At 42.1% G+C, this 23,942-nt stretch carries 24 protein-coding genes and 1 pseudogene; 5 read left to right on the top strand and 20 right to left on the bottom strand.

Features of this window, described 5'->3' with window-relative positions:
- Positions 1-3: 3 nt before the first annotated feature.
- The 11 genes from ytxJ to LC036_RS02590 all read right to left on the bottom strand — a co-directional run bounded on the left by ytxJ (position 4) and on the right by LC036_RS02590 (position 10,469).
- Positions 4-345, bottom strand: a complete 342-nt coding sequence (ytxJ, locus tag LC036_RS02640; RefSeq protein WP_226577844.1) for a bacillithiol system redox-active protein YtxJ — start codon at positions 343-345, stop codon at positions 4-6.
- 35 nt (positions 346-380) lie between these two features.
- Positions 381-539: a hypothetical protein gene (locus LC036_RS02635; protein WP_226577841.1), complete on the bottom strand. Its 159-nt coding sequence runs from the start codon at positions 537-539 to the stop codon at positions 381-383.
- 380 nt (positions 540-919) lie between these two features.
- The gene (locus tag LC036_RS02630; RefSeq protein ID WP_226577838.1) at positions 920-1,741 is read right to left on the bottom strand and encodes a carbohydrate ABC transporter permease; all 822 of its coding nucleotides are present in this window, start codon (positions 1,739-1,741) and stop codon (positions 920-922) included.
- A 12-nt stretch (positions 1,742-1,753) separates the two neighbouring features.
- On the bottom strand, positions 1,754-2,638 hold the full coding sequence (locus LC036_RS02625; protein ID WP_226579954.1) for a carbohydrate ABC transporter permease: 885 nt from the start codon (positions 2,636-2,638) through the stop codon (positions 1,754-1,756).
- 206 nt (positions 2,639-2,844) lie between these two features.
- Positions 2,845-4,125 carry an ABC transporter substrate-binding protein gene (locus tag LC036_RS02620; RefSeq protein ID WP_226577836.1) on the bottom strand — a complete coding sequence of 427 codons (1,281 nt, stop codon included), beginning with the start codon at positions 4,123-4,125 and terminating at the stop codon, positions 2,845-2,847.
- A 25-nt stretch (positions 4,126-4,150) separates the two neighbouring features.
- Positions 4,151-6,265, bottom strand: coding sequence for an amylo-alpha-1,6-glucosidase (locus LC036_RS02615; protein ID WP_226577833.1), 2,115 nt, complete (start codon positions 6,263-6,265; stop codon positions 4,151-4,153).
- Between the two features lie 80 nt (positions 6,266-6,345).
- Positions 6,346-7,359: a LacI family DNA-binding transcriptional regulator gene (locus LC036_RS02610; RefSeq protein WP_226577830.1), complete on the bottom strand. Its 1,014-nt coding sequence runs from the start codon at positions 7,357-7,359 to the stop codon at positions 6,346-6,348.
- Between the two features lie 244 nt (positions 7,360-7,603).
- Positions 7,604-8,476, bottom strand: coding sequence for a phosphotransferase family protein (locus tag LC036_RS02605; protein WP_226577827.1), 873 nt, complete (start codon positions 8,474-8,476; stop codon positions 7,604-7,606).
- Between the two features lie 36 nt (positions 8,477-8,512).
- On the bottom strand, positions 8,513-9,169 hold the full coding sequence (locus LC036_RS02600) for a Type 1 glutamine amidotransferase-like domain-containing protein (RefSeq protein ID WP_226577825.1): 657 nt from the start codon (positions 9,167-9,169) through the stop codon (positions 8,513-8,515).
- A 158-nt stretch (positions 9,170-9,327) separates the two neighbouring features.
- Positions 9,328-9,855, bottom strand: coding sequence for a GNAT family N-acetyltransferase (locus LC036_RS02595; RefSeq protein ID WP_226577822.1), 528 nt, complete (start codon positions 9,853-9,855; stop codon positions 9,328-9,330).
- A gap of 194 nt (positions 9,856-10,049) precedes the next feature.
- Positions 10,050-10,469: a cytidine deaminase gene (locus LC036_RS02590; RefSeq protein WP_226577819.1), complete on the bottom strand. Its 420-nt coding sequence runs from the start codon at positions 10,467-10,469 to the stop codon at positions 10,050-10,052.
- A gap of 470 nt (positions 10,470-10,939) precedes the next feature.
- Here LC036_RS02590 and LC036_RS02585 point away from each other — a divergent pair, with 470 nt between their 5' ends.
- Both LC036_RS02585 and LC036_RS02580 read left to right on the top strand, forming a co-directional pair.
- Positions 10,940-11,794 (top strand): hypothetical protein, encoded by an 855-nt coding sequence (locus LC036_RS02585; RefSeq protein WP_226577816.1) that lies wholly within the window; start codon positions 10,940-10,942, stop codon positions 11,792-11,794.
- A gap of 53 nt (positions 11,795-11,847) precedes the next feature.
- On the top strand, positions 11,848-12,951 hold the full coding sequence (locus tag LC036_RS02580; RefSeq protein ID WP_226577813.1) for a toxic anion resistance protein: 1,104 nt from the start codon (positions 11,848-11,850) through the stop codon (positions 12,949-12,951).
- Between the two features lie 179 nt (positions 12,952-13,130).
- Here the strand turns inward: LC036_RS02580 and LC036_RS02575 are convergent, their stop codons facing one another.
- Positions 13,131-13,697 carry a class I SAM-dependent methyltransferase gene (locus LC036_RS02575; RefSeq protein ID WP_226577810.1) on the bottom strand — a complete coding sequence of 189 codons (567 nt, stop codon included), beginning with the start codon at positions 13,695-13,697 and terminating at the stop codon, positions 13,131-13,133.
- Positions 13,698-13,722: 25 nt separating this feature from the next.
- Positions 13,723-14,088 (bottom strand): rhodanese-like domain-containing protein, encoded by a 366-nt coding sequence (locus tag LC036_RS02570; RefSeq protein WP_226577807.1) that lies wholly within the window; start codon positions 14,086-14,088, stop codon positions 13,723-13,725.
- A 125-nt stretch (positions 14,089-14,213) separates the two neighbouring features.
- Here LC036_RS02570 and LC036_RS02565 point away from each other — a divergent pair, with 125 nt between their 5' ends.
- The gene (locus LC036_RS02565; protein WP_226577804.1) at positions 14,214-14,372 is read left to right on the top strand and encodes a hypothetical protein; all 159 of its coding nucleotides are present in this window, start codon (positions 14,214-14,216) and stop codon (positions 14,370-14,372) included.
- A gap of 208 nt (positions 14,373-14,580) precedes the next feature.
- On the opposite strand, the pseudogene LC036_RS02560 reads toward LC036_RS02565, so the two are convergent.
- Positions 14,581-15,255 (bottom strand): annotated as a pseudogene (locus LC036_RS02560) (HAD family hydrolase); the annotation flags it as partial.
- A gap of 346 nt (positions 15,256-15,601) precedes the next feature.
- Here LC036_RS02560 and LC036_RS02555 point away from each other — a divergent pair.
- Entirely contained in the window at positions 15,602-16,378 is a 777-nt protein-coding gene (locus tag LC036_RS02555) for a DUF5995 family protein (RefSeq protein ID WP_226577799.1), read from the top strand.
- 118 nt (positions 16,379-16,496) lie between these two features.
- Here the strand turns inward: LC036_RS02555 and LC036_RS02550 are convergent, their stop codons facing one another.
- The 6 genes from LC036_RS02550 to LC036_RS02525 all read right to left on the bottom strand — a co-directional run bounded on the left by LC036_RS02550 (position 16,497) and on the right by LC036_RS02525 (position 22,994).
- Positions 16,497-16,796 carry a TIGR04104 family putative zinc finger protein gene (locus LC036_RS02550; RefSeq protein WP_226577796.1) on the bottom strand — a complete coding sequence of 100 codons (300 nt, stop codon included), beginning with the start codon at positions 16,794-16,796 and terminating at the stop codon, positions 16,497-16,499.
- Positions 16,797-16,967: 171 nt separating this feature from the next.
- Positions 16,968-17,840, bottom strand: a complete 873-nt coding sequence (locus LC036_RS02545) for a DMT family transporter (protein ID WP_226577793.1) — start codon at positions 17,838-17,840, stop codon at positions 16,968-16,970.
- Between the two features lie 200 nt (positions 17,841-18,040).
- The gene (locus tag LC036_RS02540) at positions 18,041-18,967 is read right to left on the bottom strand and encodes an alpha/beta hydrolase (RefSeq protein WP_226577790.1); all 927 of its coding nucleotides are present in this window, start codon (positions 18,965-18,967) and stop codon (positions 18,041-18,043) included.
- A 122-nt stretch (positions 18,968-19,089) separates the two neighbouring features.
- Positions 19,090-19,764: a RibD family protein gene (locus LC036_RS02535; protein WP_226577786.1), complete on the bottom strand. Its 675-nt coding sequence runs from the start codon at positions 19,762-19,764 to the stop codon at positions 19,090-19,092.
- Between the two features lie 261 nt (positions 19,765-20,025).
- Entirely contained in the window at positions 20,026-21,945 is a 1,920-nt protein-coding gene (gene thrS / locus LC036_RS02530; RefSeq protein WP_226577784.1) for a threonine--tRNA ligase, read from the bottom strand.
- A gap of 689 nt (positions 21,946-22,634) precedes the next feature.
- Complete coding sequence (locus LC036_RS02525; protein WP_226577781.1) at positions 22,635-22,994, bottom strand: VOC family protein; 360 nt, start codon at positions 22,992-22,994, stop codon at positions 22,635-22,637.
- 407 nt (positions 22,995-23,401) lie between these two features.
- Here LC036_RS02525 and LC036_RS02520 point away from each other — a divergent pair, with 407 nt between their 5' ends.
- The gene (locus LC036_RS02520; protein ID WP_226577778.1) at positions 23,402-23,869 is read left to right on the top strand and encodes a hypothetical protein; all 468 of its coding nucleotides are present in this window, start codon (positions 23,402-23,404) and stop codon (positions 23,867-23,869) included.
- The last annotated feature ends 73 nt before the right edge of the window (positions 23,870-23,942 follow it).

Genomic DNA, 23,942 nt, shown 5'->3' with positions numbered 1-23,942 from the left:
TGATCATAAACGAACGGCTTTTCGTATCCGCTTTTCTGTGATTTTCCAATGGGATGTATTCCATACAACTTGTTGTTTATCTATGAGGAGGATTTGAGGCGATTTATGAGGAATGTTTGCAGCTTCTGCAATTTCATTGGATATTCTTCTGTTCTCTATTACCTTCACAATAAAGCAGTCTATATTATCTTCCTCTCCCTTTTGGAAAGTCTTCAGATGTTTGAAAGCTCTAGCGCTGATCAAGCAGGTTGTGCTGTGTTTATAGACTAATATCGGAGTCTCCATCGAACGTTTCCATACATTCCGCCATTCTTCAAGTGATGTCAGCTCATGAATATTCTCCATTTTCAATCCCCCTAGAGCGTAATAAATCCGATATGTTACCAATTACTCCGATTGTCCAAGGTGGAACCAATAACTAACCCTAACACGATACCTAACGGAAGACTAACCGACAGTTGATTTACAGCTACTCCCACGCTGGTGCCAATCCCTGCACCAAGGACAATTCCTAACCCGCGGAACTTTGACTTACTCATATTCATGCTCCTCGCCAGCTATTAAAGTGAATGGATTCATAAAAAGATCATCCTTCCATTACTTACGGCTGTAAACTGGATTCGTTTCAAAAATTCTATCCCTTACACACTAAGGGTGTCTATTAACTTAAATGGTTAATCGCTTTTTTTCATATTGACTTTCGGAACATAAGTTATTTTGTACCTCTATTCTTTTTAAGTTCTTCTCGAATCTTCTCCATGTAAGGTATCATCTGTTTCAACCATTTACATAACTCTTAGCGTACGTTTTCGAGTTTTGCTAACGGTACATCAAATAGAAATAACCCGAATAACGGAGCCCTTTTATATAAGGTCCGTTATGCGGGTTATCGTTCACTATAAAGCTTAAGGGACATCACTTATTTTCCACCTGTAAACGTAACACCCTTAATGAAATAGCGGTTAAAGAACGCATAAATTAAGAGCGAAGGAATAGTCATTAGCGTCGACGCTGCCATGATTAAATTCCAGAAGCTGATGTACTGCCCTTTAAATGAATTTAATCCGAGAGTCAGCGTGAACATTTCTTCGGAAGACATAATAATCAGCGGTCTCATAAAGTCGTTCCAGGAAGACATAAAAATGAATACGGCCTGAGCAGCGAGGGCAGGCTTCGCCAGAGGCATGACAATCTTGAAGAATGTCCCCATTCGGCTGAGGCCGTCCATCTGTGCCGCTTCCTCCAATTCTTTAGGGAAGTTTAGGAAGAACTGTCTCATCATAAAAATGAAGGTGGCATTCACCATACCTGGAATAATGAGTCCCTGATATGTATCCAGCCAGCCGAAAGCCTTCAAAATGAGATAACTAGGAATTAAAGTAACTTGGAAAGGAATCATCAATACGACTAAGATAAGAAAGAACCAGAACTTGCGACCAGCGAATTTCACCCGCGCCAGGGCATAGCCCGCCATCGAGTTGAAGATGATATTCAAGACGACCATAAAGGCCGTAATAAAAAGAGAATTGAACATCCATCTTAGAAAAAGCGGTTCCCTTGAGAAAATCTCTGTATAGTTATTGAAGGTAAAGTTCTCAGGGAAGAACGTGATGCCTGATACAATCTCTTCTAAAGGCTTAAAGGAAGAAAGGATCGCCCATAGAAAAGGCATAAAGGTAACTACGGCGTATATGATTAATATTCCGTACACAAATGGCTTCGTAAATGTTTTCTTCTTCATTGTTCTCCTCCCTTAGTCATGAAGTTTTTCCTCACCGAAGAATTTCTTCTGGATGATCGTTACAATCATAATGATGAAGGCAAGCACGACAGCAAGCGCTGAAGCATACCCCATATCAAGAGATTTAAAGGCGTATTGATAGATCAACAGGACAACAGTCAATGTTGAGTTATTCGGGCCACCCGATCCACCCGAGAAGATGTAAGACTGATCAAACAACTGGAAGGTTCCAATAACTCCCATTACAACGACGAAGAACGTCACAGGTTTCAGGATAGGAACCGTAATAAAGATGAATTTCTGCCACCAGTTGGCTCCATCGATGGTAGCCGCCTCATATACGGAATCAGAGATATCCTGCATCGCAGCCAGGTAAATGACCATAAAGAATGGCGCGGTTGCCCAGATGTTCATAATCATAATTGACTTCAGAGCAATATCAGGGTCCGCCAGCCAGTTATACGTTGGGAGACTTAAAAACGAAAGAAACGAGTTGATTAAACCATCTGGATTGTACATCCACATAAAAATAATGGTAAGGACCGCAGAAGACGTTACCGTTGGCAGGAAGAAAATAATTCGAAACGCATTTTTTCCCCGAATATCTGAATTTAAGGCTGCCGCGAGTAATAAAGCTAGACACGTTTGAACGGGTACCACAATGAGCACATATTCTGCAGTGTTTTTAAGGGCTATTATAGCCCTTGTATCGTCCAATGTTCGGGTATAGTTTTCAAGTCCGATAAATTCATAGCCGATACCTCCGAGCAGCTGTACATCATTTAAGGATAAATAAAAGGCATAAATGATAGGGATAACAACAAATACTCCAATTGTAAAAATCGTCGGAGACATAAACAAATAGCCCGAAAGTCCTTCTTTCATTCCTTTACTCATGTATCGCTTCGGCCGTTTTCCTTTTTTCGGAGGTTTCGACTGTCTTTCTTCATGAGCAGGGGTTTCTTTTCTAGCCGGTTCCATACCGCCACCTCTTTCATTCTTGATACCATTTTGCCGACTTCCTTTAAGCAAAAACATGAAGGGTGTAGGAAGGAAATAAGATTCCTTCCTACTGATCCATCAGACCACCTTCTTCGAGCTGATTAGTTCGATGCTTTGATCTCCTTGTTCGCCGTTTCTTGAGCTTTCTTCAAGGCTTCCTCAAGGGACTGATCTCCAAGCAGGGCACTCGTGAACTGGTTGTTAAAGTTGTTGTTGATGGTTGGAAGATTTGGTCCTGCCTGCCACGGCTGAGCATAAGACGCTCCCTCAACGAACGCTTTTCGAATAGGGTCCTCATCAAATCCAAGCTCAGCGGCTACCGATTCACGCGTCGGAAGCGCAAGGCCTTTACTTGTCCACGTTTTCATTCCTTCTTTACCAGTAAGATAGGAAATCAATTCCCAGGCAGCGTCTTTCACTTCTGATTGTTTGTTCATGACGTAGGCGACCGTAAATGCAGCTGTTGCTTTTTCTCCATTGACGGTTGGGAGTTCAGCTGTTGCATAGTCCTTATCTGAGAAGTTGTTTTCAAGGAACGGAACAGTCCAATTGCCCTCAATCACCATCGCTGCTTTCCCCTGCCCGAACATATCTCCGCCCCAGTCTGTTCCGACATCAGATGGAAGAGCAGCAATTTTATTCTGCTTCATATCAACGATTGGTTTTAGTGCATCAATGGCGTGATCACTTGCAAAAGCAGCTTCATCGTTCTCGTTAACTACATTCGCTCCGTATGGCTGGAGTTTATAGAATTGACGGGCAAGTTCAGAAGAAAAACCAAGTCCGTATTGATCTGGTTGTCCGTCCCCATCCTCATCTACTGTCAGTTTTTCAGCATATTCCCTAAGTTCATCCCACGTTTTTGGAGGTCCTTCAAGCCCCGCTTCTTCAAAGGCTTTTTTATCATAGAACAAAGCAAGGGTGGAAAAGTCTTTCGGAAAACCATACTGTTTGTCATCAAATTTGAAAGCATTGAGCAGCGGGTCCTGGAAGTCATCTACATCGAATTCATCTGTTATGTAATCATTAAGAGGCTCAAGCACACCAGTTTTGGCAAGCCCTGGAGCTTCAAAGGCGTCAAGATAGAACACATCTGCAGCTTCTCCACCAACAAGACGTGTTTTCATCACATCCATGTATTGATCGGCAATTACTTCGTGTTCGACTTTAATATTCGGATGAGCGTCTTCAAACTCTTGAAGTGTCTGATTTAACAATTCCTTTTCTTCAGGAGTACTTCCCCACCCCGCAAGTTCTACGGTTACCTGTTCACCATCGCTTGATCCACCATCACCGGAAGAATCACTGCTGCATCCCGCAAGAGCAGTTCCTACTAACATTCCCGTGACACCTACAGCCGCCAGCATTTTGTTAAATTTCATCATTAATCCACTCCTTCAAATAGTTTTATACATGAATTTTTGAGTCTGAGTAAAGACTTACATTTAAACCAGTCGTGTTCTCTGTAACGTCGATTTCGTACTGACCTTCGTTTCGTTTGATGGTAAAGGAGACCCTTCCCCCGGCTAATGGCAGGTCCTGTACGGACATTTCATTCAAGCCGTTTACGAAGCTTGGAGAAAGTGTAATTGTTCGGCTGTCATACGTGGGATACAATCCAAGCATCGTGCGGATAAATGTTAAAGGCGTTCCTGCAGCCCAGGCTTGTGGGGAACAAGCAACCGGGTAAGGGACCGGCTTTCCTTCTTCCTTCCCATATCCACAGAACAATTCTGGCAAGCGTTGATATTCAAACGAACGCGATGCCTCTATCAGTCCCTCTATGACAATGTTGGCCTGCTCGTGTCCTTGAACATATCCCATTCCAAGCAGAATCATGCTGTTATCATGCGGCCAGACACTTCCATCGTGATAGCTCATTGGATTATATCCGGCTTCTCCTTCCGCCATCGTGCGGATTCCATATCCCGAGAACATCGTGGAGGAAACAAGGGAATCCAGCACTTGTCTCCGTTTATCTTCATCAATCAATCCGGAATACAACACATGTCCGGGGTTGGATGTAATCGTACCCACCTGTTTTTTGTGTTCATCGAGAGCAATGGCGTAATAACCGACATCATCCATCCAGAAAGATTCATTGAACTTTTTCTTTAAGTCGGCTGCCTGAGCGTTCAGCTTTTCCGCTTTTTTAGAAGATCCCGCGGCTTCGTACAGCTCTGCAATTCCGATTCGTCCCTGGTACACATACCCTTGAACCTCGGCTAAAGCGATTGGTGATTTGGCATACGCCCCGTTTCGATGGACAATTGAATCTGCTGAGTCCTTCCATCCTTGATTGGCAATGCCTTTACTCGATTCCTGATGATACTCGATAAACCCATCCCCATCACGATCTCCATATTGATCAATCCACTCGAGAGCGCTTTCAACATTTGGTAGAAGTTCTTTAAACAACTCCAGATCTTTCGACCATCTAACATATTCTGTTAACAGGATAAGAAACAGCGGTGTTGCATCAATCGTTCCATAGTAAGGAGTGAACGGAACCTGATTGGTATTTGCCAACTCACCATAGCGAATTTCGTGCATGATTTTTCCAGGTTCTTCATCTCGCCATTCATCTTTCTTAGTGCCCTGATAATGGGCCAACGTACGTAAGGTTCCTTTAGCAATCTCCGGTTTGAACGGAAGCGTCTGAAGGGCTGCAATGAGACTATCTCGTCCGAAAGGAACACCAAACCAGGGAAGCCCCGCCACAAAGAATGACCCGAAACCGACATCAGTAGACAAAGCTCGAAGATCCTGAACCCCCCGTTCTATCAATCGGTTCAACGGAGTATGATCGGTGATAACTTTCGTGATGGTATCGTTCCACTCCTCGTAAGTTTTTTTAAGGTTCTGATGAGCTTCAGAAGCAGGAAGGGCCTCTTTCTTTTCTTCACCGACGAGAGGGACGACCCGCACCGTCACTTCCTTTACTTCTTCATGAACCAATTCAAATGGAAACGTAATTGTGCTTCCTTCTGCATGAGCCCCTGAAGTCGGCTCCCAAATTACCTGAGTAGAGCGATTCAATTGATCTGAACCCTCGTAACCGAAGATTAACCGGTCATCTTCTACTTTCGTTTCCTGCTTTGTGCCGACTTCACCATGTTGAAAACCGCGAATGATAAACATGTCAGCAAAGTCCGCTTCAAACGATAGTTCCAATGAAAAACTGACAGGTGTTGGATAGTAGCTTTTCGCTTGAATCGTTTCATAAAGAACGTCATCCGAAATGTAACGGAACCTTTCGATCTCTATCGATTCTCTCCACAGCTCGATTTCTCCATCCTCTTCCATATGCGGGTTAGTTAACAACATAGAAGATTCATAGGTTCCACCCGCCTCGGATTTCAATAGGATTAATGGTTCTCGGTTAATCGTCAGCGACATTTCGCTTAAAAACCGAGTGTCCTGCTTGTACAATCCAAGACCATACGGATGATCACGTGGAATATCTCCACTCTTATCAGTAAGTAAAAATAACTCATTATCCTTTAATACACGGTAATCCATACATATCCCCCTCCACCCGAAACGTTTTGGATTTTGCTGAAAAAAAATATACCGAAACGTTTTGGGTAATATCAAAAAAATTATTGTTTTTCTTTTGTTGTATTTCTTATTTTTAATTCATTTTCAATTAATCGTGCTCTTTCCCCCGATTTATGTTGGAGAATACTAAGCAGCAGATCTGCGGCGGCATATCCCATTCGGAACCAATCCTGTCCCACCGTCGTAAGAGCCGGCGTCACGTATGACGCAAGTGTAATGTCGTCATAACCGGTTACTGATAATAGATCAGGCACTTTTCGTCCCAGATGTTCAGCTGCACGTACTACCCCAAGTGCCATAAGATCACTTGCACAGACAACTGCGGTAATCTCAGGGTAAGCGGTTAACAGTTCCAACGCTACTTTCTCAGCTTTTTTTTCACTGTATTCCCCGTTGCAAACCCATTCTTTGCGTACCGAAAGGCCAGCTTCCCTCATCCCGAGCTCAAATCCTTTGAATCGTTCTTTACTTACAAAGGCCTGATCATGTCCATTCATCATGGCTATGTTTTCATGTCCAAGCTCTACAAGATGCCTGACTGCTTTCATTAATCCATCAACGTTATCCGTTGTGACGTACCCTGCAGTTTCACTCTCGACGGGAACATCAATGAGAACGCATGGGATATTGCTGTCAAAGATCTCTTGAAGGTAAGGATCATCATTTTTGATTCCTTGAACAATGACTCCTTCTACCCGACGCTCTCTGCATAGTTGAGCATAGGTCTTTTCCTTCTGCTTCGAGGTAGTCGTATTAAAAAGAACAAGGTCATATTCTTCCTCACCGCAGAATTCATTAATACCTGTCAGCACGTCGAATACAATGTTATCCTTTGCACCTTCCCGTGAAAGACCAGATACCAGTAATCCAATAGTCTTAGTCTTATTCATCACAAGACTTCTAGCCAAAGCGTTCGGACTGTATTCGATCTCTTTTGCAATTTCTTCTATACGCTTTCTTGTATTCTCATTTACATCAGGATATCCGTTCAAAGCTCTTGATACTGTTGTAACAGAAACTCCGGCGAGTTTTGCAATATTTTTGATGGTTGCCATAGCCTAAATAATCACTTCCAAAACGTTTTGGATTTTTTAACTTGATTCGTATTATACATATAATGAAAGCGCTTTACAACTCTGTTCTTCAAAAAAATTATAATATCGTTTTTGTATCGAATATTGATATTTGAATATTTGATTACTCTATCAATGAAAAAGCGACTATTCTTATTGAATAATCGCCCTGTAAGCTTAAGACTAGAAACTGAGTTACTTGGTAGAATCCTACTTATAATTTTAGTTATCTATATTCTTTAATTCCATTTTTGAATGCCACTAAATCATTATTATCGAATCCATGAAGGGCCTCTTGCAAACCAAATGTGCCTTTATAAAAGTTTATTCTTTCTAGAATTTTCCCGCCTTCTGGATATAAACTTAAACACCTTTGGAGGAAAGGTTGACCATAACTCGCTAATAATCCTGCAAAGTCGTATGCTGGATCGCCAATTTCCGTTTCTCCAAAATCAATAACTCCAGATATGCTCTTACTTTTTGAATTCCACAAAATATTAGATGCACCAAAATCTCCGTGGATTAGAACCGTATTAAAATTCAGAAGTTTATCATTAGCTAAAAAGTCTTCAAAGCTTTGAGAGACCTCTGACTTTGACTTTTTATTCATATATGGGAATAGCTTTTCTTTAAAATTATCGTATAACCCTACTATCGATTGGTGTATATGCTCAACACTCTGTTTCTTTATATCTAAGTTGTCAATAGGTTGAAAATGTAGTTCAGAAAGAAATTCAACCAATTTAGAGGAAATGTCCTGTATTTGTTCTTCATTATTTATTTCATTCATTGTTTGAGGCCACAAGGGAGTACCTTGAATAAATGGATAGCCCGTAAACACCTTTCCTACTTCATAAGGATCAAAAGATCTGTATTGAGGATAAGAAATAGGTAAACTAACCTTCCCCTTTATATGATCCAATACTTTCGTTTCTTTTTCTAATTTTTTTATACCTTCTATGTATTTGGGGAACCTGAAAACAAGCGTATTATTTACGATTATCACATCATTATTTTGTCCGGTATCATTTATTTCGACTTGATTAATCTTCAGATCAGGAAAAACCTCTCTTATTCTTTCTTTATAAATATTCTTCACTCATTAACCTCCAGCCTCTTTAGCCATTACCCTCGATTAAAGCGACTCTTCCAATTTCTGAATCTTTGAGCGGGAAATTAAATATACATCACCAAAGATGTCAATTTCTTCTCCCTTTACGCGTACTGCGCAATCTTTGTTCGACGCATAAATATTTATTTCTTCTGACAAGGGAGACAGTTCTCTATGAACAAGCTCCATGTTATTTTCAAGATCAAAATGAGATAAGACGGAGAACTCGTCAAGGCCGATTCCTTCGTAAACAGAGCTTACTTCAACTTCATCTCCAAAATTTTTTGAGCATAACCATTTAGCAGACATGTTGATTGCACCAGCACTTGCCCCCATCACAACGGCTCTGCTTTTTTTAATCCAATCCGACAATTCATATTCCATCAAAAAACCATTTTGTTTAAGAATATTTCCACCCAGTAAGAAAATAACAGAAGCGTTGTGAATTAACTTTTGGGCATCTTCCTTCTGGATGCGGTCATTAATTAAATGATATTCATCAAACTTAATGCCTGCCTGATCAAGCCATGACCGTTCAGTAGCACCATCATCTTCATAAGTAGATGGATTCGAGCTGATCATAACCATTGATTTTCTATCAATGATATCCTCCTGTAAAACCCTTTTCAGACCCTCTGGAAAAAAGTTTCTGAACCAACCTAAATAAAAGTGAGTTTTCATAAGTACCCCCTTAGCAGGATGTATATAACATTCATTTCCTGCGTTATCCATTCTATTTTCCTTGTCACCAGCACAGTATTCTCGGAGCTTCCTCAGATAAAAAGAATAGCTATTGCCCCGATACAAGGATACAGGAAACCAAGACATTTATTTTAAGTTTATTTAATTAGTCCAAAAACATAATGGTCTACATATTCGTCGTACAGCAATTCAGATTTTTCAAGACAGCCTTCTTTTTTAAAGCCTAACCTGTGTGGAATGGCTAAACTTTTTTCATTCCCAGCTGCCACGCGTATTTCTATACGCTTAAGTTCAAGTTCATTTAAGCAATAATTTATGACTTCTTGACACGACTTTGTCATTAATCCTTTTCCTTGAAAAGAATCTCCAAGCCAGTAACCTAAGGAAGTAGATTTATTTGACCAATCAATCGTATGTAACCCAACGACACCTGCTAATTCTCCTTTATACCAGACCCCCGCCTGGAAGCCATCATTGTTACAGAATTGCTTTAATGTGCCCTCAATAAATCCCTTTGTGTTCTCAACTGTCTTTGTACTATCAATCCAAGGTAACCATTTACGTAAACTATTTCTTGAAGCATCAGTGAGTTGAAATAGTTCTTCAGCATGCCTTACTTCTAGTAAACGAAGTTCGGTGTCTTCGTTAATTTTATATGTAAACATGTATTATTCCCCTTTCATTCTAGAGCTTAGAAAAACGATTCTCTTCTTGAGGGTATTAGGAAAATCGAATTGATCTACAAATATTCGACATGGGTTTTTACTTTTAGCACTCCTGCTTCTTCGTTAGTTTAGTAGTTTATTTCAACCACTGTAGTTATAAAATGGGTCAATTAACTTTCAATATAAATCAAATTTTAGTCAAATAATTCTTCATTTTTGTATGCTTCAGACCAATGGTAAGGCTGAACTTCTTTTAGTGTTTTGAAAAGTAATGGCTTCTCGTCATTTGAAGTTACTGCTACTTTTACATCTTTTCCCCAGTAAATCAATCTTTCCTGACAGACCCCACAAGGAGTTAACACCTTAATTTCTTCATTTTCATTGTCTCTTACAATACAAATAGAATGAGTAATTTTGGTATTCAATTTATGTGCTTCCAAAATCGCACCTGTTTCTATACATAACTCTGTTGAAGCATTTATGACCTCTGGAGCAACACTCGTCAATATCTCATCCTCGTTCGTGTACATTGCTGCTGCACCACCACAGCCGGTCGGGTATCTTTCTTCAAGCAGTTCTTTTGCTGCTTGATATAATTTTTGTTCACTATCCAATTTTGTTCCCCCCCAGTTACTCCTTTTCTTTCCAAACATAATTGTAACATCTTAAACCGTTCTTGAACTAAACGGCTTCGTGAGTAAAAAGTGATCGCCTTTATTGGACAATCGCCTACGTTTCTATAAGACTCAACTTCGAGATGTTTTTCATATGTCTTAATTAATGGCTTGGAGCTAGTGAATTAAAAAATCTCTATTAAACATCACTTCCAGCCAAGCAGTTTAGCATTATTAAAGGACTTAAATCCTCCATGTGAAATTTTGAAACATTGCACTATGTTTTTACGTATATTCTTATCAAATGCAAGATAGATTCTCCTCAATTATCAACGGCTCCCTCCCCGCCCTATCAGTGGGAGGCGACACAGGACTATTTTAGTCTCAAATACCAATTCGTGATATTATTGAAGTATCATAGAAACGTTTTGTCACGGTAAAAGAAAGGACTATAAAGGGGCTGACGAAGCATGGAAAACCTCTACTCTTTTACGCTTGAGAATTTGGAAAGAGCCTTTATGCCACATACCTCCGAATATCAGCACTACATCGATTTCCAAACGATGAGAGATATGAAGCAGGTGATTAAAGGGAAACGCCCTGTATATTTCGATCTGGATATCAAAGAACTGGTAGAGATGAAAAAGAGAAATATTATGGATGGATATTGGAACGGCGTCTTTTTCACCGTCGTGATTCCAAAGTCCAACACGTTCAGGGGCACGATCGAGTTTTACGGCAAGCCGCCGAAAATGCTGCTGGGTCGGTTTGAGATGATTGAAGAAGAAAAAGCCTTCTTTCCTACTTTTCTAAAAGAAGAATTCACGAGAAGAAAAGGGCTCGGAGGCACGCTGAGAGATTTTTCGGAAGTGTTGTTTGCCCATCTGAATACTTACTTAGACCATATGGAAGTATCCGTTGAAAGTACAATGTTTGAACATCCTGAGGACACAATCTTCGAAGAATGGGACTTCCCATTTCTCGAGAACCATCCTGACCTTCAAAAGGAGTGGGCGTCTTTGAAGGAACGGACAGAGAAACAGTTCAGACGGATGGATGAACTCGATATCGAAGAACAATACGCCCTTGAGACCATGATGGACAAAGACGTTCCTGACTTCATCGCATCGTTTCAACGATTGTCTGATAAAAACAAGGAAAATCGGAAACATGAACTGGTGGAGACGATGTATGATTTGCAGAAGTTTATCGAAACACTGGAGCGAAAAGAAGAAGAAAGCCATACACATAATTTTTCCAGAACCAAACGAATCATTGCTTCCAAATATAATAAGGAAGACGAAAACTTCCTTTCGCGAAAGTAAACGGTCGTTTTGTTATTCTTAAAACCAACGAATGACATACAGGAGGTATGGACATGAGTAAACATTCTCTCTATAAAGATAAAGAAGCGGAAATGAACCAACAGGATCTGAGAGAAGCGATGACGCTTATTGATAAAGAAGATATCGACCGCCTGAACGAAGAAGCCGAAGCCTACGCAGGAAGGTTCGACTCATCTAGAGACGACTCCCTATCCGATGTGATGAGAGAACTCGGGGACCTCGGAGAAAAAGAACAGCGCGTCGCCGGGGAGACAATGGAAACATTGAAGCGTCCGGTCAACGACCTCATGACCAAAGGCAACAATGACATCCCCGAGACATTGAAAGAACTCGAAACGATCGTATCGGACCTTGATCCAAAGCGCACCGAAGGCAACGGCGTACAGAAGTTCTTCTACAAACTAAGCAAAAAGCAGCCCATCGACCGCTACATGAAGAAATATGAAACCGTCGACTCGAAGATTGATACCGTCGTACGCAGCCTGCTGGCAGGGAAAGACCGCCTGGAAGAAGACAGCGTCGAACTACAGCTCATCAAAGAAAACGCCCAGAAGCGAATTTATGACCTGGACAAGCAGATTTACCTCGGGAAGAAGCTGTTTGAGCTTTTGCAAGAAAAAGAAGCGACAGGCGAATACGATCCGGCCCTGCTTACCGAAGGAAAAGAGAAGATCATTACGCGGACGAGAAATATGACGCAGATGAAGAGTGTCCTGCATCAGAGTATTTCTTCTGTGGACATCATCAAGAAAAACAATGAAAAGCTGAAGGAATCAATCCGCAATGCGGTAACGCTGACGAAAAACATCATCACCGTCTCCGCTTCGATCCAGATCGCTTTGAATAATCAGCGAAAAGTCATCGATACGGTGAACGGTGTCAATAAAGCTACTGAGGAGATGCTGCTTTCGAACTCCAGGAATCTGAAGGAGAACGCAGAAGAGACGACAGAAATGATGGAGAATCCAGCGATCAGTATGGAAGCTCTTCAGGAGTCTTTTGATAACGTATTTGATGCGCTGAAAACAACAGAGCAGTCGTCGGAGCGGATTATTGCTTCGAGTAAGCAGTTTATTGAAGAGATGGATGCATTGAATGAAAATGTGCGGAAAAGATTGTCTCAGACGGGCAGTTAATGTAAAAAAGCACGATCTCTTTTAGAAAAGAGATCGTGCTTTTTTTATTATCTAAACAGCCACTGTTAAAGAGTGTTGTTTATATTTGTACAAATCAAAACCACTCTTTAATGTACACAATGAAGAAACCTTGCAACAACATAAAAACAACATTTTTGAACAAGGGCCCTCTTTTAGAATTATAGTGTTCCTTTAACGGCGTAATTTTCCGGACTGATCGAAATAAACTCTGGGCTGAACCCATTCTCACTTAAGATCTCCATTAACGCACCTGATGATATACGGTGATCAAGAGGCGGGCCGGATTCCGTTTCCACCGCTTCCCATTCAATGAACATCACTTCTCCGCCAGGCCTGGTAATCCGTTTAATCTCGTCTAATACCTGCTTGACGTCACCCACTTCATGGATAACAAAAGAGACCATCACTTTGGTAACCGATTGGTCCGCTACATCAATTTTTTCTAAATCACTGACAACGTAATGAATGTTATCCAGCTCTTCTTGGTCTGCGCGCTCTTTCAGCATTTCAAGCATTTTAGGTTCAATGTCAACCGCATAGACGGTGGTACTCGTTCGTTTGGCAAAAGGAATAGTAAAAAATCCGTTACCTGCTCCTAGATCAGCTGTCACTTCCCCTTCCTCAAGACCCAATTGATCCATCAGTCTCTCTGGGTTCATGCGCTCTCTGCGTTCTTCACTTAACAACTTCTGAGCTTTCTCAGGATTAAATCGTTTCTCTGACATTACCACTCACTCCTTATTTCACTAGTCACATCCAGGCACTCATGCCGCCTTTCACGTTAGTTACATGGTTGAATCCCTGTTTCTTCAGTATTTTAGCTGCTTTGCTGCTCCTCATTCCACTCTGGCAGATGACCACGACTTCTTTCTGCCGGTCTAGTTCATTGGAGCGATTAGCGAGCTCTGACAGCGGGATATTTTTGAATGGCTTACGGTTATTGGCTTTGTATTCACCTGGTGTACGAACATCAACAAACTGCACGTTACGTTCCTTCGTCCGTTTTTTTGCCTCTTCTGTTGTAATCGAAGCGACCCCTTTCGCCGGCATAAAACGCCCCATCACAAACCAGGCAACTAAAATAATCAATCCCCATTGAATTATCGTCTCTATCATTCGTATTCCCCTTTTCCATTTAACTAAAATTCTCGATTCAAATTTTTGTTAACTGCATCTAAAATCATTACAGCTAAAATCGTTTGTAAAACCTTCGTATTTACTTTCTTTCCAAAATGGCCCTAATGGTGTGCTACGGCCAGAAACAAATGGCTGTCTATCATTTACCGGTAGTAGATGAAAGGAAGGTGTCCGTGAGTGATGGCATCCCGCTGTCAGTGAGCTTGAACGAATGGATTGCCGCAAGCACCGCTTTTTTAGTCGGTGTGAGCACAGCCACTTAGAATGATAATCCTTACCATACACACATACAGGTAAGGGTATATAAACGTTTAAAATTTTTTGGGTACCGTTTATATACTGTAGGGGTCGGGGTATCAAAACGACTCCACTAATCTTTTACCTACTCGCTTATAAGATAAACGGAAAATGACTTTGATTGGAAAACTCCTGCTTCCACCGTACACACCTGGAAGTGCTTCACATCTGTATTTAATTAGACCATAGAGGAACGAGCGTTTCAAGCTCTTTCAGATCAAAAATAACCCGATCCGCCTGCCGAAGTTCTTCTTCCTTAGCAAAGTCAAAATGGCAGCCGATAGCAAGAAAACCATTATCCTTCGCAGCACGAATATCAGACAATCGGTCTCCGACAACCACGCCGCTTGTCAGGTTGTATTTTTCAATGATCTTCCCAACGAGCTCTGATTTATGTAACGAATCGATTTGCTGGATGCTGAATGTTTCTGTCACCCACTGGTCTAAATGATAGTAATCGACAATGGCTTTTAGATATGGTTTCAGTCCGTTACTTGCTATGTAGATCGAGCACTCATTCTCTTTTAAGAAACGGAATACTTCCTCTACATGTGGATATAAAGCCCCCTGTCCACTTTTGATATTTACAATGAGCCGGTCCAGAAAATATGTATCTGTGTATTCTCTCATTTTCATAGAGTGATGGGGTAACAATGTTTCCCACACCTGCGGCAAGGGCACTCCCATAATTTCACGGTATTGATCGATAGGTGTCTCTGCGTCCCATTCGTTTAATGACCGTAGATGATCAAATGTATCCTCAAGCGATCGTTCTAAAATTCGGTCGGTTTGAAATAGTGTTCCATCCATATCAAAAATTAGCGACTGCGTCATGTAACTCTCTCCCTTTTATAAAACTTCATTTCTCTTTTTTCATGGCAGCTGAACTAAAGCTGGCAGGTGTTCTTGTAAGTCATGTGAGTTCTGATTTTCGAAAGTCTCTATTAAACACCCGCACAGAAACAAGACTTAGTTTCAAATGTCCATCCTATCGAAACTAAGTCTTCAACTCCCCTGCCATTATACGTCCTTTTGTAAGAATATTAAAACAAGTAAAGCCTAGCCGATGGGATAACCTCCTCCATTATTAAACACAGCATGATATACTGGTGAATATATCCTTTTATTGAAATGTATTCATTAAAAGTAGCTCCTGTTTTTTGATCATTCATAAAAACTCAGGGAGGGCTGGAGAATGAAATCGATCAGCAAACCTGTTAGTCAATTGGAAACCTTGGAGGACGTCATTGAACAAATGAGGAACCGGTTAAAAAACCTTGATGAAACGAAGGATTACCGCTGTGTCTTTCATCGAGTCTACTTATTAATGACAAAACAAATGCAGCACAGGCTGGAATCGGGTTTTTTCATAGACTCTATATGGATGGAGCGTGTCCTCGTCCGGTTTGCTCACTACTATTTTTATGCGATGGAAGCCTATGAGAAGAGCTGGACTTGTCCGAGAGCCTGGACCCTTGCTTTTCAAATGGCTGAAGAAAAACAAACGTTTGTCCTTCAGGATGCCCTGCTTGGAATCAACGCCCACATCAACAGAGATCTCCCCGTTGTCTTACACGAAATTCTTCAAGAAGATGAAATATGGCCGGATGCCCGTCTCATGTTAAACAGACGCAGAGATCATGAGCGAATCAATGATGTACTCGCCGACCTTATTGATATCGTCCAGGAGGAGCTGATTGAGCATCACGCCCGTTTACTCAAATGGATCGACCGTTTTATGCAGCGAAGTGACGAAACGCTGTCCTCCTTCTTCCTAACCTATTGCCGCACGAATGTATGGTACAACACGGAACTGCTCCTCAATGCCGGCCATCCAGAAGAATTCCTTATAGAAAAGAACCGGATTGATGAGGAAGCCTATGCGATTGGTCTGGATATCGCCAGTTTCCCATCCCGGTTCCGTTTTATAAGAAAAGCAGCCCCGCTGACAAGGAAATACCGCTTGTTCTAACTAAGACCGCACTTAACGACCCTGATTCACGCTTCGCTCTCTCCCTATCACGAGCATCATATACACTCGTTCACTTATGAATCCTGATCAGAAAAAGGATAGATGCCTATGAGCATGATTACCAAAGCGGCTCGTGTTTGCTGGTCAGTTCAAGAACGAAAGGGAACACAGACAAGTACAGAACCTCAGCTATAAAAAAGAAAGCAAGGGATATGGGAATCGACAAATTAAAAAGGATGACCACCGGCAATAGAAGCAATGGTATCAGGCTAAGCAGAGAAGTCCTCCGCATGCTTGCCTGCGTCTGGTACTGTTTAGCACCGCAGTAACGGCATATAAATTCACTGCGCAGCCTGAAAGCTTTTCTCATACAATCAATCCACGACCATTGATTCTGACAATGATTACATTTGGGCATAGGACATTCAGCACTCCTTCTACTACATGGTTGTTATTCTATATACGACCCACATCCTGTAAACGTTTCAATCATTACTAATATCCAGGATTGAAATAGAAGTGTCTGCTAGTATAAAAACGGATCGTTACGCAGCCTCATTTGTCCATGAAGGACCCGGGTGAAAATCTTTCAATCCCCTGAACGCACGCTCAGCCAGGTAATGGTAACTAAAATCACTCCCGCTCCAACTGCCTGAATGAGAGAAAGCACTTCTCCCAAAACGACTACTCCAAACAAAGAGGCTGTGACAGGCTCTACCATCGCAACAATCGATGCAGCAGAAGAAGAGGTATATTTAAGACCTTGGATATACAGGAAAAAAGAGAGACCTGCTCCCATAATCCCAAGCAGGATAAACCAAACAACATCACTCGAATAAAGGGCAGAAAATGCCTCTTTCTGATCAATAAAAGGAAACACCAGGATTGTAAATGTCGCAAATGCTATACTTAATAGGAATGGCGCACGTCCGTTACTGCAGGCATACTTGAAACTGATGATAAACAAAGCATAAGATAGACCGGATAGTAATCCAGTCGTGATCCCCACAAAATCCAGATTGCTTAAACCGACGGCATAAATGTTTGTCAGCATACTTATGCCGCCCATAACGACTAAGATAGCCATGATTTTGAAGAGGGTCGCACGCTCGTTGAAAAATACAAAGGAAATCATGAACACGAACACCGGTGCTGTATACATGAGAGTAGAAGCTACAGCCACACCTGATTCAGAAATACTAATGAAGTAAAAACTGAAGTTCCCAACGACACCAACTCCAGCTAATATCGACCAGAGGATCGTTTTCTTACAATCCCCCTGTGCATATCGCTTTGGATGGATTAAAAACCATAAGAAAAGACAAACAAACCCCACCGCTCCTCGGTAAAAGGAGATGACTAACGGGTTCCATCCTCTTTCCATTAATATGCCGGCAAGACCTCCAGTCACTCCCCATAATACAGCGGCAATTATGACAAAACCGACTCCAAAGAAACGCAAAATATCTCTCCTTTTATTAAAGATTCAATCAATGTTTGGAGGGTTTTCCACGTGTGCCAAAAGCTAAAACTCATGTGTTAGAATTTTTTGGAATTCTTAATTCAAAGACAAAAAAACGGTCATGAGGACCTCCCTAATAAGAGATTCCCATAACCGTAAGGATGCATGTTCATATGTTGTCAGTTGATTCATTCACCTGCTTATTTTGTTGTTACAAAGGCAGAAGCTTCTTTCAATACACCCGGGAAATCCTCCGGAAGTTCATGCCCCATGCCTTCTTTCATCATAAGTTCACAAGGGATATTGTGTGACTTTAGAAGATCTGCTGTTTCCAGTGCCTGTTTATAAAAGGGATCGCGGTCACCGGTGATGATGCAGCCTCTAGCTTTTGGATTAGGATTGGTTTCTATGATTTCTTTAATTTCATCCGCTTCAAAGGCAGGAACAACGGCAATGAACTCGTTAAACTCCTCCACATCCCCTCTTAAACTCATCAGAGCAGCAAGATGACCGCCCTGGGACGCACCGGCAAGAATCACTTCTTTACCTTTTATATCATACTTTTGTTCAAACGCACGGAATGCATGAAGAACGTCGCTTACAGCCACTTCCCTGTCATCCCAGGCGTAGCAGTTATAGCTGAAGATTTGAGACGACTGAGGAATTCCAAGGAAGTAATCAGCTAAGATCTCTTCCTCAGACCATTGCTGGGCGAAATCCTCCATATTGGATCCTTTCCAGTGCAGAGGAAATATAACCTTCTGATTATCCGGGTCCCCCGATGTTTTCCACTTCATTTCGGTGATTTGTTGTTCCTGCTCAAAGATCGACTGACATCTGTCTATGACAGCTGTAAACTCCGGCATCCCTTTAATCCCTTCGAGCTCAGGGTCTGATGTGAGAATTTCCGGATTCCACCACAGTCCGTTCTCCAACACTTCCTCTAGTTCAGCCATTGCTTTCTCTTTCTTTCCTTCTAAGGTGTAGAGGTTCGCTTTCCAATGCCCTAAGCGGTCCAGTTTATGAGGAAATTGCTGCTTTGCCTCTTCGATAAGGGATAAAGCTTCGTTATTTTTACCCCCCTGTACAAGTTCGATTACTCTTTGTTGAAGATTTACAAATTCCATGACGATCCCCCGCCTTTTTGAATTTTTAAAATTTTATAGGCTTACAACTGTATACACCCTGTCTGCTTTCCGCTTCTTTAGTCCATCAAAAAACATCCATCACAAAAGAGAATTTTCACCCTTTATTCAATTACAGCATAATGAAGCCGAACAGAATCATTTCCTACACGATCGACATTCAAAAGCTTTAATGTGGTTACACCCTCTAAATCTTTCAAGTCCTCACAGTCAAAGACCGACGGGGTTGAAGTTCCTCCAATAGCTAAAGGAGCGAGAACCAGACTGATTTCATCAATGACCTTTGCTCTCAAAAAAGCTCCGTTCATGGAACCGCCGCCTGTCAGTCCGAGCTTACGAAATCCTTTTTCATAAAGTTTATGTAAGGCAAGAGGCAGATCAATCTGTTTCCCTCTCCCCGCTAATATGTAGTCGATTCCCTTATCCGTTAGTTGATTGAGGTAGTCCTTTGACACATCTTCCCGCGTGACAACAAGCAGCCCCTCTGTCTGGTGCCAATCGATCCGCCCGCGGCCGTCAAAAACGATATAGGCTTTTGATTTCTTTGGTTCATACACTGGATTCTCCAGATGTACCCAGTCTTTTCCGTACACCATCAACGTTTCACTGCCTGAAATGAGACCGTCACATTCCATTTCATCGTATAATCGATGGGTGACGTCATGGGCCTCTCCGTCAATCCCTGCCGCAGTCCATTCCGACACATTACGGCCGGGAGCCGTCGTTATTTTCCCGTCCATAGATGAAAAAACGTTTAGCAGCACTTCTGGTTTATTCAAATGGTTCCCTCCTTTGTGCTCTCTTCTTTCTATCATATCGGAACCAGGAAAAAGATGTCAGTGTTTTAGTCAGGTAATTGTTTCAAATACGTGAAGATGGTTGAGAGGGATCAATTTCTGCTTCTTGTACACGGAAGCCAAAAGATAGGGTTTCTTTAAACAATCCATCTACACAACCACCTTTTTTAATTGTTCAACAAACATAAGAAAGGAAGGATAAATACTCCGGTCAGCACCGGAAACCTTCACCCTTCCCTTTTCTTACCGAAGCTCTTTTTTCTCAACCACCTGAGTCATCATAACTAGAAAGTCCTCGATGTTCATTTTTACTGACTCCTGCCGGCCATATTTTCTGACTTGAACCGACCCGTCCGCCATTTCCTGATCTCCTATAATGAGTATAAAAGGAGCTTTGCTCATCTGCGCTTCCCGGATTCGATAGCCGAGCTTTTCATTCCTGGCATCCAGGTCCACCCGGAAGCCTTTCTCCACCAGCCGGTCTGCTATTTGTGCTGCGTACGGTTCATGAACGTTACTTGATACAGGCAGGATTTTCACCTGCTCTGGCGCCAGCCATGCAGGAAAAGCGCCGGCAAAGTGTTCAATTAATATTCCTAGGAACCGGTCGATCGAACCGAAGACAGCCCGGTGAATGACGACAGGACGTACTTTTTCATTCTGTTCGTCGATATAGGATAGGTCGAATTTCTCCGGCAGCTGAAAGTCCAGCTGCACGGTTGCGCATTGATGACTTCTCTTCAAAGCATCCTTAATATGAATATCAATCTTCGGACCATAGAAGGCGCCGTCCCCTTCATTCACTTTGTAATTATAGTTCATGTTTTCCAGCACATTTTTCAGCGCCCCTTCAGCAAGGTCCCATAAGCTCGTTTCTCCCATATAATCCTCAGGACGTGTCGATAACTCGACTTCATATGAAAACCCGAATGTTTGATACACATCGTCCATTAATTTTAATGCCGACATAATTTCCTCTTCAATCTGATTCGGGGCAGCAAAAATGTGGGCATCATCCTGACAGAAAGCACGTACACGGAGCAGGCCGTTTAATGCACCACTAAACTCATGTCTGTGCACGTGGCCGAATTCTGCCATACGGATGGGAAGGTCTCGGTAAGAGCGACGCTTGTTCTTATAAATTAGCATATGCCCCGGACAGTTCATCGGCTTTAAAGCAAACGGCTGATCATCCACTTCAGAAAAATACATGTTCTCTTTATAATGATCCCAATGCCCGGACTGCTTCCACAGACGCTCGTTCATCATCATCGGTGTCTGGACTTCTTCATAATGAAAAGAACCCTGCAGCTTTCTCAGGAACGACTGCAGTTCGTTTCTCATGATCTGCCCGTTGGATAAATAAAACGGCATTCCCGGTGCTTCATCAGAAAACATAAACAAATCCATCTCGCTGCCTAATTTACGGTGATCCCTTTTTTTCGCTTCTTCCCTGAAGTAAAAATAGTCCTTCAGCTCTTTCTCTGAGGAAAATGCAACACCGTAAATCCGCTGCAGCATTTTATTCTTTTGATCTCCCAGCCAATAGGCGCCGGAAACGTTTGTAAGCGAGAATGCTTTTAAATGCTGAGTGGAAGGCAGATGAGGGCCCCGGCATAAGTCGATGAATTCCCCTTGTCGATACACTGTAATCTCTTCCCCTTCAGGAATCTTCTCCAATAACGCCAGCTTTAATGGGTCTTTGGCAAAAAGGTGCTCTGCTTCTTTCCTCGAGACGGCTTCGCGTTCCACTTTTAAATTTTCTGAAACAATCCGCTTCATTTCATTTTCGATAGCAGGCAGATCATCCACACTCATACTTTCCGCCCCGTCGATATCGTAATAAAATCCGTTTTCAATGACCGGCCCCGCTCCTAAATGAACGTTTCCATAAATCCTCCGCACAGCCTGCGCCATGATATGGGCGGCTGTGTGCCGCATCACCTGGACACCTTCTTTAGAGGACAAATCATGAAGAGCAATGGCTGCATCGTCATGGATCGGCCTCCGGTAATCATAAAGTTCCCCGTTCACCTCGCCGACCACTGATCTCTTTTTCAGACTTGGACTGATCGACTGGGCTATTTCTTCTAATGTCACGCCTTTCCGATAGCTCTTTTTGTTTCCATCTGGAAAGGAAACGACAATGTCTTTTTCACTCATTTTCAAGCACTCCTTTTTATTTTTATCAGAATAAAAAAACACACACTCATCCCTGACGAAGGGACGAGTGTGTGTTCACCCGTGGTTCCACCCAATTTCCCACAACGTATAAAACGTCCGTGGCTTTGGCCTGCCGTATCGCGGCATAACGGTAGAAGCTCCTTTTCTTTCACCTCTACAGCTCCAAGGTGGTCAGTTATGTCGCTGCGTTAGGAAGATCTCACCATTTCTTCCCTCTCTGGTAACCGTCTGACATAACTGCTGTCCTTTTCTTCACTTTCTCATGATTTAATTTTTTCATGCACCTTCACTTGAAATCATTCAGGGATTCATCTTGATGAAAAACAAAAAACACCCGTCCCTAAAGTAAGGGACGAGTGTGTTCACTCGTGGTTCCACCCAATTTCCCAGAACGTATGAAACGTCCGTGGCTTTGGTCTGCCGTATCGCGGCATAACGGTAGAAGCTACTTTTCTTTCACCCCTACAGCTCCAAGGTGGTCAGTTATGCCCCTGCGTTAGGAAGATCTCACCATTTCTTCCCTCTCTGATAACCGTCTGACATAACTGGTGTCCTTTTCATCACGCAAATTTTAAATTTTCATTTACTATATAGCAATTTCCAAATCCCGTCAATATTGTTTTCAAAAAATTCCATTGATTTATCTACTCACAGCAAATGGAAAATCTTTAAGAGGAATCCTTATCTGCAGTACACACTAATAAACGGTTGCCTTCCGGATCATAAAAATGACAGCCGTACATCGATCCACCGAAGTGTTCGACTTGTTCCACCTTCACCCCTTTTGCTTTCAATCGCGCATAATCGGCTTCCAATTCATCGGTTTCAAAAAAGAAAGGCGCATAGGGCAGCGGGTTGATGGCGTCGACCTGTGCCTGCAGGAGTATAAGGTCCGGGCCTTCCAATTGAAATTTCACATATCCTTCTCCTTCATCCAGAACTGAAAATCCCAACACCTCTTTATACCACGCTTTCGACTCTTCAAAATGAACAAGGTGAATAAAACAACTCTGAATTTTATTTCTCACAGTTGTCCCCCTTTCTATTATTCAGTAGTCAATTCATCTTCCCATAAAAGTGCACCGATCCCTTGAGTCCTTTCTTCTCTTCAACTATTCCTCAATCCTGCTCCACAGTACAAGGAACTCAAATCCTTGCTCTGTTAAAGCTCAGTAAAATTACTAGTTTCTTTAAGACTTAAGTTGTCGGAGAAATTCCGTTCGTTGAGTAAAAGGTTGTCTTGAAAACCACTTGCTTCTCTGCCCCTTACTCAACAAGCGGAACGGCGCCATCTAACATCCTTCGTCTTCTCATATCAGGGGCTTAAATCATCCACAGACTTTAACAAAGCTTTATTTTAAAAAATCTTAAAATCCTTCCAAAAAAATGAAACCTTTTTTTTACAATTTCGTAGTTATGGATAAGGAGGTATTTGATGAAGAAAGTCCTACTACTTACAAGTTTGGTTTTTATCTTTATAGCTGCTGGATGCAGCGCCTCAGCAGATGGCTATGCCTTTGAAGTGAAGGATCTACCTGCAATAATCGAAGAATTGGGATATAAACCTGAAATACCTACACTGCTCCCTTTTGAACCCGAACAGGCCAAAGCCGAGATCAGTGAATCCCCGAACGGGAAACTGCTGAACATTTATATTGAAGCTCCTTCTGAAAAGGGAATCCTAGATATTCAAATGAGCCAGGTTCCAGGACCTATCCAAGCCAGTGGCGATCAAATAGAAAAAATCACAACCAATAACGGAGTAGACGTTCAATACAGCAATCACGGAAACGCTTATTGGCAGAAAGATGGCATTACATATACGATATCCACGCTGTTCTCAGACGGGCAGAATACACTGACCAAAGATGAGTATATCTCGATCATCGAGAATTTCGAATAAGCATCGATAGGCAGGGGCGCGTGAAATTTTCTCGTAAAAAAGAGCCCGCGGGTACGCACCCATGGACTCTTTC

Source organism: Halobacillus litoralis, from assembly GCF_020524025.1.
Taxonomy (GTDB): Bacteria; Bacillota; Bacilli; order Bacillales; family Halobacillaceae; genus Halobacillus; species Halobacillus litoralis_D.
This window is presented reverse-complemented; position numbering and strand designations above follow the sequence as displayed.